The organism is Bacillus sp. FSL L8-0193, assembly GCF_037976065.1.
GTDB lineage: Bacteria > Bacillota > Bacilli > Bacillales > Bacillaceae > Bacillus > Bacillus paralicheniformis.
In genome coordinates this window covers 1,056,605-1,069,965 of sequence record NZ_CP150261.1, presented here as the reverse complement: position 1 = coordinate 1,069,965, position 13,361 = coordinate 1,056,605, and the positions used below count along the sequence as shown (strand labels likewise).

Sequence of the window (13,361 nt, the reverse complement as noted above, 5' to 3'; positions counted from 1 at the left end):
TTTTCATTTAATCATCTAATAGATCTTGATTTTTCCGAAAGGATTTGCGCAACGAGATAAAGTTGATCAGAAAATGAATAAATACAAACAACATCACCATGACAATAAAGTCAACCCAACTGCCGAGATGTTCCGGTATGCCGGTAAAGATAAGCGCTAAAATGGCAAATATGAGGCCGGAAGCGAGGCTGAGGGCTGTGATTTCTTTTCTTTTTTTCCTGTACGCTGCTTGACTTGCGATCTCCGGATATTCAAACCCCGACAAAAGATAGCGAAACAATATCCAGCCTGCATAGACTGCAAAACCGATGGCGCTGATAATGTATTCGGATGACGGTCTTCCTAAAATGAAGCCCCGGATGATCACATCCAAAAATAATATAGCAGCGACGATCGTACCGGCTTCGCTAAAAAATTGCGTCATTTTCTTTTCTACGTATTCATCCCCGGTTTTGATCCATTTCATGTCAGCCATTTTCCCCTTTCAAGATGCAATTTATATCTGACTTATTGTTAAGTATATATTACATCATGTATTGCCGCTTATCAATAAAAATTGAAAACCCGCCGTGTAGCAAGGCGGGTTTTCAGCAATTATCAATTTGAAGTCGCTTTTACAATATCATCGATTTTTTTCATCACTTCATCTGTCAATTGATGGAGAAGCGCTTCACTGTCTTCATTTGTTCGGCCTTTGACCGCGAAATAAAATTTCACTTTAGGCTCTGTGCCAGATGGACGGAGGCAGAACCATGAGCCGTCTTCAAGGAAATATTTCAAAACATTGGATGTCGGCAGATCGATCGTTTCTGTTTTGTTTTCCTTCAGCAGCGTCCGCTTCCCTGTCAAATAGTCTTCTGCGGATACAACGTCTTTTCCGGCGATGGAAAGAGGCGGCTGTTCTCTGAATGTGCTGAGGATGGCTGCGATTTGCTCCGCTCCCTCTTTTCCTTTTAAGGTCAGGGACTTCAAGCCTTCTCTATAGAAGCCGAACGATTTATACAATTCGAGGAGCCCGTCATACAGCGATTTTCCCTGCTTTTTATAGAAGGCGCATACTTCAACGGCGAGCAGTGCGGCCTGGACGGCATCCTTGTCTCTTGCGAAATCGCCGATCAAGTAGCCGTAGCTTTCCTCATAACCGAATTGGAAAGCGTATTCGCCCGATGCTTCAAATTGTTTGATTTTTTCTCCGATGAATTTAAAGCCGGTCAGCGTGTCGATCGTGTCAAGTCCGAAAGAAGCGGCGATGTCGCGCCCCATTTCGCTCGTCACAATCGTTTTCAGAACGACTCCGTTATCAGGCAGCGTGCCTTTCTGCTGTTTTTGCGATAGCAGATAATGCAAAAGCAGCGCGCCGGTTTGATTTCCTGTCAGCACCGTGTAGCGGCCTTCTTGATCCTTTACAGCGACGCCGAGGCGGTCCGCGTCGGGATCGGTTCCGATCAGAATATCGGCTCCTTTTTCTTCTCCGAGCCTGATCGCATATTCAAAAGCGGCGTGCTCTTCCGGATTAGGAGAAGACACGGTCGAAAAGTCAGGGTCAGGCAGCTCCTGTTCAGGGACGACTGTGACATGTTCATATCCGAGAGCTTTCAAGCCGCGTCTTACGGATTTGTTTGCCGTGCCGTGCAGCGGGGTGAAAATGACTTTGACTTCAGTTTCCTTTGCCAGATCAGGATTGACAGAAATCGATGTCAGTTTATCAAGATACGCTTGATCGATTTCCTCGCCGATTATTTTGATCAGCCCTTTTTCGGTTAAAGCAGCTTCATCGCCGGCTTCGATCTCCAGTTCGTTTTCAATCGCATTGACATAGCCGATGAGTTTGTCGGCATCAGCAGGCGGAAGCTGCGCGCCGTCCTCTCCGTAGACTTTATAGCCGTTGTATTCAGGCGGGTTATGGCTCGCCGTGATGACAATACCTGCAAACGCATTCAGTTCTCTTACCGCAAAGGAAAGTTCAGGTGTCGGGCACAGTTCGTCAAACACGTACGTTTGAACGCCGTTTTCTGCGAGCGTTTTAGCAGCTTCCATTGCGAATTCAGGCGATTTGTGGCGGGAATCGTACGCGATCACAACGCCGCGCTTTTTTGCTTCTTCGCCGTTCGCTCCTATGTATGCGGCAAGGCCCGCCGATGCTTTGCGAACCGTATAAACGTTCATGCGGTTCGGACCGGGTCCGATCTCTCCGCGCATGCCGGCTGTACCAAACTCAAGTTTTTTATAAAAGCAATCCTCTAATTCTTTTTCATTTCCTTCAGCTTCCAGAAGAAGCGATTTTAATTCGGAATCTAAGTTTTCTCTGTTTCTCCAGCGTTCATAGCTCGTTCTCCAGCTCATGATTACCTCCAATATTCCAGCTAAATAATTGCAGCTTTTCTTTTATCATATCGACAAACAGCCGCTTTGTCCAAATTTAGCATGCCGAACGACAAAAATGAGGCTGCCTGATCAAGACAGCCTCACGTTAGGCCATTCGATTGATTTTTAACGAAATTTCATCAAGGTCATTTGACCCGATCAATTATCTGCTTTCCAGCGGGACAACAGCGTCGTGAAGAAGTCCTTCCAAGACCTGGACATGCCGGGCCTTCGTTTCGCCATCCCAGTTCAGCTTCTCGCTCATGTAGTCCGTAAGGCTGTCTTTGTAAGTGCGGACCCAATTGATGTCAAAGAACAGCGCACCCGTTCTGCGCACGAAGAAGTCTGCCGGGACGGCAGCCATTTCTTCCTCGATCCCGTAATCCATTTCTGCCAGTACATGGACAGGAATGCGGCGTTCTGCTGCTTCATCTTTTAGGGATGGAACACGATCAAACAGGCGGTCTGCGTTCGAACCGTATCGTGCGGCGATCTGTCTGGCCGTCTCTTCGGACAGTCCAGCCTTGATCCCTTCGGCTGCTTTCGCTCGAATAAAATCCTCGAGATTTTTGGAGCCGCCGATATGGCCGCCTGAGATCGGCATCGTTTTTGTTCTGCAAGGACCGAAGTCTCTGCCGCCCTCTTCTTTTAATCGGTCTCTGACAAGATCAACGATATGCTCAGCCATTTTTCTGTAGCCGGTCAGCTTTCCGCCGGCAATCGTGATCAGTCCGGATTCAGAAGTCCAGATCTCATCTTTCCGGGAAATCTCGGATGGGTCTTTTCCTTCTTCATGAATCAGCGGTCTGAGCCCAGCCCAGCTTGATTCGACATCCTCGGCCTTGATTCCCAGTTCAGGGAACATATAGTTGATGGCATTAATGACATAATCCCTGTCTGCAGTCGTCATTCGAGGATGTTCCAGATCCTCGTTGTAGACGGTGTCCGTTGTGCCGACATATGCCTTACCGTCTCTCGGAATCGCGAACACCATGCGGCCGTCGGGTGTATCAAAATAAACGGCTTGTTTTAAAGGAAAGACCGATTGATCAAAAACAAGATGCACGCCTTTTGTATGCTGAAGGTGTTTGCCTTCTTTTGAATGGTCTTTTTCCCGCAGACGGTCAACCCACGGACCCGCGGCATTGACGATTTTTTTCGCGTGGACGCGGTATGTTTTTTTCGTGAAGACGTCTTCAATGACCACGCCGGTGACCTTGCCATTTTCATAAATAAAATCGCTTACTTTCGCATAATTGACAGCCTCGGCTCCGAATTTAACCGCTTCTTTCATGACTTCGATCGTCAGCCTGGCGTCATCCGTCCGGTATTCGACATAATAGCCGCCGCCTTTCAGACCGTTCTTTTTCACGAGCGGCTCTTTTTGAAGCGTTTCTTCGGCATTCAGCATGCTCCTCCGCTCAGCTTTTTTGACGCCTGCTAAAAAGTCGTACACCCTCAGTCCGATTGACGTGCTGAATTTGCCGAAAGTGCCTCCCTTATGCATCGGAAGCAGCATCCATTCGGGCGTTGTCACATGCGGCCCGTTTTCATAGACGATCGCCCGCTCTTTGCCGACCTCAGCTACCATTTTCACTTCAAATTGCTTTAAATAGCGAAGTCCGCCGTGTACGAGTTTCGTGGAGCGGCTTGACGTTCCGGCCGCAAAGTCCTGCATTTCGCAAAGCGCCGTTTTCATTCCGCGCGATGCGGCGTCCAATGCCGTCCCTGCACCTGTAATCCCTCCGCCGATAATAAACACGTCATACTTCTGCTTCGTCATATTCTGTAAAATATCGTCCCGTTTACGGCTTGAAAATAATGATTCCATGTTCATGTCCTCCCTTGTTGTCACGGTAAAAAATAGAAAAAGAGACCACAAACATCCAAAGCGCTGATACTGCTTTGGTGCCTGCGGTCTCTCCTCTTCTCCAACCGTTTCTATTAACTTAATTAGATTGTAACATACATGCGGCTTATTTAAAAGCCCTAGCTGCATTTACAGCTTTCTTCCACCCGCTGTACAGACTCTCACGCTCTTTTTCTTCCATTTTCGGTTCAAAACGTTTGTCAAGCTGCCATTGGTCTTTAATCTCGGAACGATCGCTCCAGAAGCCGACGGCAAGGCCCGCTAAATAGGCTGAACCGAGCGCTGTTGTTTCATTGATTTCAGGACGTTCTACAGGGACATCCAAAATGTCGCCCTGAAAATCCATCAGGAAGTTGTTTTTGACAGCTCCGCCGTCGACTCTCAGCGTTTTCACCGAGATCCCGGAGTCTTCCTTCATTGCGTCAAGCACGTCTTTCGTTTGATAGGCAAGCGCTTCAAGCGTTGCTCTGACAAAATGCTCTTTCGTCGTACCCCGGGTCAGTCCGAATACAGCGCCGCGGACATCGCTGTCCCAATAAGGCGTGCCTAAACCTACAAATGCAGGGACCACATAAACACCATCGGCAGATTCTGCTCTTACAGCGTATTTTTCACTTTCTTTGGCGTCTTTAAACATTCTCAGCCCATCACGGAGCCATTGAATAGCGGAACCTGCGACGAAGACGCTGCCTTCCAGCGCATATTCCACCTTTCCGTCGATGCCCCAGGCGATTGTCGTCAGCAGGCCGTGCTCTGATTTGATCGCTTTTTCGCCGGTGTTCATCAGCATAAAGCAGCCTGTTCCATACGTGTTCTTAACCATTCCCTCTTCAAAGCAAGCCTGCCCGAACAATGCTGCCTGCTGGTCGCCGGCTGCACCTGCAATCGGAATGTTTTTGCCGAAGAAATGATAATCGACCGTTTCAGCGTATACATGCGATGAAGGCTTGACTTCCGGAAGCATCGATTTCGGCACGCCGAGAATATCGAGAAGTTCATCATCCCATTTTAGGTCATAGATGTTGAACATCAATGTTCTTGAGGCGTTTGAATAATCTGTCACATGCGCTTTTCCGCCGGACATTTTCCAGATGAGCCAAGAATCGATCGTACCGAAGAGAAGGTCGCCGTTTTCAGCTTTCTCCCGTGCCCCTTCCACATGATCCAAAATCCATTTCACCTTCGTGCCTGAGAAATAAGGATCAATTAAAAGACCTGTTTTTTCTCTGATCGTCTCTTCATAGCCTTTCTCTCTCAATTCCTGGCATATTTCCGCCGATTGGCGGGACTGCCACACAATCGCGTTGTAGACCGGTTTGCCGGTATGTTTATCCCAAACCACGGTCGTTTCCCGCTGGTTTGTGATCCCGATTCCGGCAATTTGTCCGGCTTCGATCCCCGATTCTGAAAGCGCAGAAGCGATCACCGACAGAACCGAGCCCCAGATTTCATTTGCATTATGTTCAACCCAGCCGGGGTTTGGAAAATATTGTTGAAATTCTTTTTGCGCAATATGGACGATTTCGCCTGCTTTGTTGAAAACAATCGCCCTTGTGCTTGTGGTGCCTTGATCAAGAGACAAAATGTATTTTTCCATTTTTTAAAACTCCCCCTTATATGTCTGTTAAGATTGCGTTTTTTTTAAATGTTGACCGATTGATCAACCGACTGTTTTTTCATATGAATATAGAAACCTAACAATATCACAACTAATATAACGCTTACAATCCAAAATGTGTTGGTGATGTGCCCTTTGAATGCGGCGTTGTAAAAAACACCTGCAAATGAACCGCCGAGCGCCGGTCCTAAAACAGGAATCCACGCGTACTTCCAATTTGAACTCCCTTTGCCTGCAATCGGAAGGACAAAGTGGGCAATTCTCGGCCCCAGATCGCGGGCAGGATTAATCGCATAGCCTGTTGTTCCGCCGAGCGAGATCCCGATCGCCACGATCAGAAATCCGACAACAAGCGGATTCAGTCCGTCAGTAAACTTGTTTGCACCGATCGCTAAAAGTCCGAGAACGAGAACAAAAGTCCCCAATGTTTCACTGAACAGGTTTGCAAATGTATTTGGAATCGCCGGACCTGTCGAAAATACTCCCAGTTTCGCGCCTTGATCCTCGGTTTCTTTCCAGTGCGGCAAGTAGTGAAGAAAAACGAGCACCGCTCCTAAAAATGCGCCGATCATCTGTCCCAAAATATAGGAAGGCACTTCTTTCCAAGGAAAATCTCCGACAAATGCCAGCCCCAATGTAACGGCGGGATTTAAATGCGCTCCGCTGATGCCGCCGACGGCATATACCGCCATGGCCACGCCAAGCCCCCAGCCGAAGACGATCACAATCCATCCGGATTGATGGGACAGCGATTTTTTCAAATTAACTCCTGCACAAACTCCGGCTCCAAAGACGATGAGCAGCATCGTTCCGATAACTTCCCCCCAAAATGCTGTCAAGGCTATCCCTCCTAAAATCTATTATGAAGTGTTATTTTAAAGATGAACACCATAGGCTCACCTTTTCCACTGTGTCTATAAGACCATAAAAAAACACAGCAAACTTTCTTTACATCATTGAGTAAAGAACTGCTGTGGTCTCCGGGTCTCCGTCACAATGTATTAACTTAGTAAAATCGTATCGTATAGTGAAAGCGTTGTCAATAATTTTTCACATTTTAAATTTTTACTTCCAGTATTTTTTCCATAAATCAGTGTCTGAGGTGGTGACTGCGGAAGCCCCTGCTGCAAGCGCCTGCTCGACGTCTTTTTCAGTACGGATAAACCCGCCCGCAAAGATCGGAATGCCGGTTTTTTCTTTGACTTCCTTGATCAGTTCCGGCACCACTCCGGGAAGCACTTCTATATAGTCGGGTCTGTGCTTTTTCACCAATTCAATACTCTTCTTCATGGCGCTTGTGTCGATTAAAAACATGCGCTGGATCGCATACACTTTCTTCTGCTTTGCTTTGGCAATAACGCTTGATCTTGTAGAAAGAATCCCCGCCGGCTTCATTTCCTGGCAAATGAATTCCGCACCGTATTCATCATGCTTAATTCCTTGGATCAAATCGACGTGCACAAACATTTTTTTCCCATGGGATCTGGCCGCGCTGATGACACCCCCCAGCTGTCCAAGGTGGATGTCAAGCAGAACCCCGTATGAAAATGGGCTGTCCAGGAATGTATCAAACTGCTTCATATTGCGTACCGCAGGTAAAATTTTTTGATCGTGAAAACTCATGTTCCATCTCCTTCACTTGCTATCTTGCTTCTGTATTACACTAATGGAATTTCCGCCTCATTGCAATCCTTTATAAACAGAAGCCGCTCGCGGTCCCCGGGCAAATCATTTTACATTTACCTTCATTCATGTCCATAATTTAACACAACCAACTCGAATGGAGGGAATTTTTTATGAAAGCGATCATCCATGAAGGAATCAAGGGCCTTTCAGGGCTGAAATATACAGATGTTTCCGACAAAACGCCCGGTCCGGGTGAAGTCAAAATCAGACTGAAAGCGGCCGGGCTGAACCACCGTGACTTGTTCCTCTTTCAATCCAGGGAAGCGGGTGATGCCCCGTTTATACCCGGCTCCGACGGAGCAGGCACGATCGAAGAGACAGGCGAAGGTGTTCAGGGCCTCGCCGTTCATACAGAGGTGATCATCAATCCGAGCATCGGCTGGGAATATACGGATTCTGTTCCGCAAGTACCTGACATTCTCGGCGGCCCATCTGACGGAACCTTCGCAGAGCATGTCATCGTCCCGGCGAAGCACGTGTTGAAAAAGCCGGCGCACCTTTCCTGGGAGGAAGCAGGCGTCCTGCCTTTATCCGCTCTGACTGCTTACAGGGCGTTATTTACGAAAGGACATTTGAAAAAAGGCGAACACGTCTTAATACCGGGAATCGGCGGAGGCGTCGCCACAAATGCGCTGCTCATGGCAAAGGCCGCGGGGGCGCGGGTGACTGTAACCTCCCGAAGCGAAGAAAAAAGAAAAGAAGCGCTCCGCTATGGAGCCGACTTCGCAATGGACAGCCGCGGCCTGTGGAAAGAAAGCTTGGGCGGGGAACGGGTTGATTTGATCCTCGACAGCATCGGCCCGGCAACTTTTGCGAATTATTTCGATGTCATCGAGCCGAACGGAAGGATCATCAATTTCGGCGCCAGCTCGGGAGACAGCATCCAGCTTCCGCTGCGCTCGCTCTTTTTCCCGCAAATCAGCATCATCGGCACTTCGATGGGCAGCCTCGAAGAATTTCGGCAAATGATTGATTTTATCGAACGCCATTCGCTTAAGCCGGTGCTTGATCAAGTGTTTCCTTTATCAGAAGCGGTTGCAGCCTTTAAACGGATGAAAGACGGGGAGCAGTTTGGAAATATCGCATTGCAAATAGGCGGGTAACCTCTGGGGAACGGCGGCTTGCCAGTCCTCAGCCGCCGTTTTTTGGTTTTGACCGAAAAAAGAGGTCAGCCCCATAATGAAAGCAGCCACAGCACGACCGGAAGGGTGACGATGCTGAGCATTGTACTGATAAACGTCGCGCTTGAAACGATTTCCGGCTTTGTTTCAAACTGCACCGCCATCAAAGTTGTATTCGCCGCCGTCGGCATGGCGGCCGCCAACACCATGATCTGTTTGACCAGTCCGTCGACGGGAAGAATCAGCGCAAACCCCAAGGCAATGAGCGGAGACACGAATAATTTCAGCAAGAGCGAGTAGGAAATTTTCCGGTATTCGATATGTTGAAAGGAGATCACCGCAAGCTGCATGCCGAGAATAATCATGATCGTCGGAATCGCGGCGTCCCCTACCAATTTAATTCCTGTCATTAACTGTTCGGGAATCGAAATATGCCCCAGCTGAAAGCATATGCCGAGCAGCGCACCGTATGCGACCGGCATCCGGATAACCCTTGTCATCACAATTTTAAATCCGCCCGCTTCAGGGCTTCCTTTCGCTGCATAATATATGCCGATCGTGCTCATGACAAGCTGCTGAAGCACCATCAGCACAACGGCGATATCAAGCCCGGCCGTGCCGTAGACAAGCAGGACGACGGGAGTGCCGTAGTTTCCGTTATTCATGAAAGCGGATGATAAAACGAGAGCGCATCGCTCCTGATTGGAATACCCGTGAACATATGAAATGAGGTAGACAAATAGAATCAAAATGAAACAGAGGCCGAGACAATAGACAGACATATAGATATAATCCATCGTCAGCTTGTTCTCATAAAACGTATCAAACGCTAAAAACGGAGACATTAAATACAGGGACATTTTAGATAGGTTCTGAATATCAAAATGAAGCAGCTTTTGTCCGATGAACCCGATCGCAAATATCCCGAAAACCGGCAGTAAAACAAGCACAAACTCCATGATGCACCTTCTTTTTATGTATAACCGTTCTCATTAATACTATCAATCATATAGAAAATTCCGTTTGTTTTCAACGGGGTTTCCAGCCCGTTTGCAGAAAAAGAGCTCCCGTATACCCGGCCCTGCTTGGCTAGGTGTGCGGCAATCTTCTTCATGTTCTGGGATGCGGCTGTGAGGGAACTTGTTCACTCACATTCTGTTTTCCCTGAAACAGACAAACGATTTTGTGGGCCTCCCATATATGCCGGGTGATGACTTTCTGGCGGTTCTTTGATCTTGGCAGTGCTCAAGCAATCGGCATGTTTCAGGATTTTTATATGACCGGCAGCCTTTTCGGTCTTGCTGGTTTGGGCAAATGTAACTGCCTTTTTCACTGTCATCATGAAACTTCCATATATCACTCCCCCCCCTTTCCGCGGGCAAATAAAAACCGCAGACAAAAGAAGACAACCGATGCCTCTACTGTCTGCGGGGAGTTGCGGATGTCCGTCTATTCCGATTTTAATGAGTGCGATAAGCATTGGTTAAGGAAGGACACGAACTCTTCCGCAGGATGAATGAGCCATGAGCTTTTCCTTGTGTATCACATTCAGGTTGACGTTGCTGTCTCATTGTCGTTCAGCTCCGTTGCTTTTTTCTTACTTTGTAAGCACACCCGCCTAATCCCATTTCATCATCATCTTTTTCCAAAAACGGACGGCATTTGTATGTTTCATCGGATGGATTTGCCCTTTGTTTATGATACCCGCTTTATTTCTTGTCTGGAGCGGTCTTTCTTGTGGTATCCAATAAAATAAATGAGACCGACAAACACGGCTCCGCCAATGACATTGCCGATAAAAGCCGGAATGATGTTTCCGATAAACTGCCCCCATGTGAACGAGCCTGCAAAAATGGCTGCGGGAATCACAAACATGTTGGCGACAACGTGCTGAAATCCGATGGCCACAAAAGCCATAATTGGGAACCAGATGCCAAGGATTTTTCCTGCTCCGTCTTGGGCGCCGAAAGAAAGCCATACCGCAAGACATACAAGCCAGTTACAGCCGATGCCGGAAATGAGAACCTTGCCGAAGCTCATATCCAGTTTTCCTTGTGCAACGGCGATCGTTTTTTCTAAATAAGGGCCTGTTTCAGTCAATCCAACCAAATGTCCGAAAAAGTAAGCAACAAACAGTGCGCCGATTAAGTTCATCATCGTAACGATTCCCCAGTTAACCGCCAATTGTTTCAGTGATATTTTTCTTGAAAATAAAGCCATCGCAACGGACATCATATTCCCTGTGATCAATTCAGCGCCAGCGAGCACCACAAGTATCAGACCGACAGGAAATACGGCAGCTCCGATCAGGCTGGACAGGCTTCCCCATTCTTTCGGCAGGTCGCCGATTACCCTGATATCAAGCAAGTACCCAAGCGCGATAAATGCGCCGCCTAAAAACCCCAATACAAGCAGAGCCGGCAGCGGGAGCTGTACTTTTTTCATTCCTGCTTCAATTGCCGCATCCGCTATTTCATCCGGTTTTCGAAAAGCCATACTAAACCCCTCCATGATTTCTTCTTTTCTCACAGTTATGGCAGAAAGACAATAAAAAAAGGCAGCACTCAAATAACCTGTGTCAACCAGGCGTTTGAATGCTGCCTAACTTGTATGCATACCCATACAACAAAATCAAGCAGAATTAAGATATCGAAAGAGAATATATACAGTCCGTGCATACATTCCATTGCTTTTGCCTTCTATAACTGTAGCAATATCCTATCAAATGTGATAAAAATGTGTCAACCCTGCCGCCGTTTCTCTCTTGCGAATGTATAGTTCCCTTCATACTTGACGAGTTTCTTGCCGTCAAGCCACCAGGTAACATTGAAAAGCCGGTCAAGAAAGTATCTGTCGTGCGAAACCGCAATAATCGTCCCTTGAAATTGGCTTAATGCTTCTTCAAGCATCTCCTTCGATTCGATATCCAAATGGTTTGTCGGCTCATCGAGGATCAGCACATTATGGTTTTGGTGAACGAGCTGGGCCAAGCGGAGCCGCATCCGTTCGCCTCCGCTTAAATTTTTCACTTTTTGAAAGACGGATTGGCCGAAAAACAAAAACTTTGCAAGCAACATTCTGGCTTCGCCTTCTGATGCAGAAACATGTTCACGGAATTCGGCTAAAACCGTGCGCTCTTCCTCCATTTCGCCGACATGCTGCGTCAGATATGCGGCCGATAAATTGCTGCCAAGCTGCACGTCACCGCTGTCCGGCGTTTCCTTCCCGCTAATGATGTTGAGCAGCGTCGTTTTGCCGCTGCCGTTCTCTCCGACGATGGCGGCGCGCTCCTGAAAACGGACATGCATATTGAGATTGTCAAAAAGCAACCGCTCACCGAAGCTTTTGCAGACATCCTCAAGCCTGACGACATCTTTTCCGCTTCGTTCATCCATGCTGAAAGCTAAATCGATCTTTTTGCGTTCCAGTACGGGTTTTTTCACCTTCCCCATGCGTTCCAAAGCTTTTTCCATGCTTTTCGCTCGCCGGTGCAGGCCGTCATTCGGAGGATTGGCGCGATTCGCCCATTCCTTCAGCCGCTTGATCGTTTCCTTCATTTTTTTGATTTTCTTCTGCTGATCCTGATAGTCATGAAATTCTCTCATGAGGCGCTCTTCCCGTTCATCGGCATAATGTGTATAGCCGCCTTTGGAAAAGTGAAGCTCTCCCTGGTCGATTTCAAGAATTGAGGTGACCGCTTCATCCAGGAAATAGCGATCATGCGATACGATGACTGCTGTGCCTTTGTACTGCTTTAAAAAAGATGTCAGCCATTCGATCGCTGTCAAATCCAAATGGTTTGTCGGTTCATCCAGCAAAAGCAGATCCGGAGCTGCCAAGAGAAGCCTGGCAAGACCCGCTTTCGTCCGTTCTCCTCCGCTTAACTCCCGCCACTCGGCATCGAGTAGCCGCTCAATATTCAAACCGTGCGCCACCCGTTCGATTTGCGCACTGATGCCGTAGCCGCCTTTTCGCTGAAATTCATCTTGCAAAGCCCCGTACTTTTCCAAAAGAAGACTGAGTTTTTCCGCGTCCTTTTCAACCGCCAATTGCCGTTCAATCCGGGAAAGCTTCTGCTGTGTGTCCCATAATGATGAAAAAACGTCATAGAGCAGCTCTTTTACCGTTTTCCTGCCGTCCCATGCGGGATTTTGCTCCAAGAGCCCCGTTGATAATCCTTTTTTCCAAGTCACAAGGCCTTCATCAGGTTTCATTTGGCCGCCGATCAGCTTTAACAACGTCGTTTTCCCTTCCCCGTTTCGTCCGATCAGACCGATTCGCTCCCCTTGGTGCAGGTCCCATGACAGCCCGCTGAAAATCGTATGTCCTCCGTATGTTTGCCCGACACGTTGCAAACTGCATATTATCATCTATCTTTCCTCCGCATCCCGTGAAGAGACACTGAGCATAAAAAAGACGGCAGAGCTTACACCCCGCCGTCAGCATCAGAAAATCCGATTGTGGGCAGATGTCTCTCACTGGTATTTTTTCCAATTGAATGTGTAAAAAAGGGCAGACTGATCCCGTAATACGCATTCCCCGGAAAAAATCGCGCGACAAATATACAGATGAGCTTGCATATCCGTCATGCGCTTACCAGTTTGATTCATCTTTTCCACCTCCTTTTAATAGTTACAATATATGAAAAATAGAGAGAAAAGTCAACATGAAAAGCCGGCCTCAAGCGGCCGGCACACGAATC

The 13,361-nt window shown here is 47.8% G+C and carries 11 protein-coding genes; 1 reads left to right on the top strand and 10 read right to left on the bottom strand.

The features are described 5' to 3' along the window. Positions 1-7: 7 nt before the first annotated feature. The 6 genes from MHH76_RS05290 to MHH76_RS05265 form a co-directional block, all read right to left on the bottom strand. Positions 8-466, bottom strand: coding sequence for a DUF6773 family protein (locus MHH76_RS05290; protein WP_020450713.1), 459 nt, complete (start codon positions 464-466; stop codon positions 8-10). 131 nt (positions 467-597) lie between these two features. Next, the gene (locus MHH76_RS05285; protein ID WP_020450712.1) at positions 598-2,343 is read right to left on the bottom strand and encodes a phospho-sugar mutase; all 1,746 of its coding nucleotides are present in this window, start codon (positions 2,341-2,343) and stop codon (positions 598-600) included. Between the two features lie 184 nt (positions 2,344-2,527). Beyond that, the gene (glpD, locus tag MHH76_RS05280) at positions 2,528-4,195 is read right to left on the bottom strand and encodes a glycerol-3-phosphate dehydrogenase (protein WP_023856505.1); all 1,668 of its coding nucleotides are present in this window, start codon (positions 4,193-4,195) and stop codon (positions 2,528-2,530) included. A gap of 145 nt (positions 4,196-4,340) precedes the next feature. Beyond that, positions 4,341-5,831 (bottom strand): glycerol kinase GlpK, encoded by a 1,491-nt coding sequence (gene glpK, locus MHH76_RS05275; RefSeq protein ID WP_023856504.1) that lies wholly within the window; start codon positions 5,829-5,831, stop codon positions 4,341-4,343. A 44-nt stretch (positions 5,832-5,875) separates the two neighbouring features. Next, positions 5,876-6,691, bottom strand: a complete 816-nt coding sequence (locus MHH76_RS05270; RefSeq protein ID WP_023856503.1) for an MIP/aquaporin family protein — start codon at positions 6,689-6,691, stop codon at positions 5,876-5,878. A gap of 226 nt (positions 6,692-6,917) precedes the next feature. Then, positions 6,918-7,475, bottom strand: coding sequence for a glycerol-3-phosphate responsive antiterminator (locus MHH76_RS05265; protein ID WP_020450708.1), 558 nt, complete (start codon positions 7,473-7,475; stop codon positions 6,918-6,920). A gap of 173 nt (positions 7,476-7,648) precedes the next feature. Between MHH76_RS05265 and MHH76_RS05260 the strand changes: the two genes are divergently transcribed. Beyond that, on the top strand, positions 7,649-8,641 hold the full coding sequence (locus MHH76_RS05260) for a zinc-binding dehydrogenase (RefSeq protein ID WP_020450707.1): 993 nt from the start codon (positions 7,649-7,651) through the stop codon (positions 8,639-8,641). Positions 8,642-8,706: 65 nt separating this feature from the next. Here the strand turns inward: MHH76_RS05260 and MHH76_RS05255 are convergent, their stop codons facing one another. The 4 genes from MHH76_RS05255 to abc-f form a co-directional block, all read right to left on the bottom strand. Beyond that, entirely contained in the window at positions 8,707-9,618 is a 912-nt protein-coding gene (locus MHH76_RS05255; RefSeq protein WP_020450706.1) for an AEC family transporter, read from the bottom strand. A 185-nt stretch (positions 9,619-9,803) separates the two neighbouring features. Then, positions 9,804-9,998 (bottom strand): hypothetical protein, encoded by a 195-nt coding sequence (locus MHH76_RS05250; protein WP_035339117.1) that lies wholly within the window; start codon positions 9,996-9,998, stop codon positions 9,804-9,806. Positions 9,999-10,354: 356 nt separating this feature from the next. Next, positions 10,355-11,155 carry a formate/nitrite transporter family protein gene (locus tag MHH76_RS05245; RefSeq protein WP_020450704.1) on the bottom strand — a complete coding sequence of 267 codons (801 nt, stop codon included), beginning with the start codon at positions 11,153-11,155 and terminating at the stop codon, positions 10,355-10,357. A 245-nt stretch (positions 11,156-11,400) separates the two neighbouring features. Beyond that, positions 11,401-13,029, bottom strand: a complete 1,629-nt coding sequence (abc-f, locus tag MHH76_RS05240) for an ABC-F type ribosomal protection protein (RefSeq protein ID WP_020450702.1) — start codon at positions 13,027-13,029, stop codon at positions 11,401-11,403. Positions 13,030-13,361 lie beyond the last annotated feature (332 nt).

Coding starts and splice junctions, on each gene's coding strand:
- MHH76_RS05290 (WP_020450713.1), bottom strand. CDS start 466: ATGAAATGGATCAAAACCGGGGATGAATACGTAGAAAAGAAAATGACG.
- MHH76_RS05285 (WP_020450712.1), bottom strand. CDS start 2,343: ATGAGCTGGAGAACGAGCTATGAACGCTGGAGAAACAGAGAAAACTTA.
- glpD (WP_023856505.1), bottom strand. CDS start 4,195: ATGGAATCATTATTTTCAAGCCGTAAACGGGACGATATTTTACAGAAT.
- glpK (WP_023856504.1), bottom strand. CDS start 5,831: ATGGAAAAATACATTTTGTCTCTTGATCAAGGCACCACAAGCACAAGG.
- MHH76_RS05265 (WP_020450708.1), bottom strand. CDS start 7,475: ATGAGTTTTCACGATCAAAAAATTTTACCTGCGGTACGCAATATGAAG.
- MHH76_RS05260 (WP_020450707.1), top strand. CDS start 7,649: ATGAAAGCGATCATCCATGAAGGAATCAAGGGCCTTTCAGGGCTGAAA.
- MHH76_RS05255 (WP_020450706.1), bottom strand. CDS start 9,618: ATGGAGTTTGTGCTTGTTTTACTGCCGGTTTTCGGGATATTTGCGATC.
- MHH76_RS05250 (WP_035339117.1), bottom strand. CDS start 9,998: ATGACAGTGAAAAAGGCAGTTACATTTGCCCAAACCAGCAAGACCGAA.
- MHH76_RS05245 (WP_020450704.1), bottom strand. CDS start 11,155: ATGGCTTTTCGAAAACCGGATGAAATAGCGGATGCGGCAATTGAAGCA.
- abc-f (WP_020450702.1), bottom strand. CDS start 13,029: ATGATAATATGCAGTTTGCAACGTGTCGGGCAAACATACGGAGGACAT.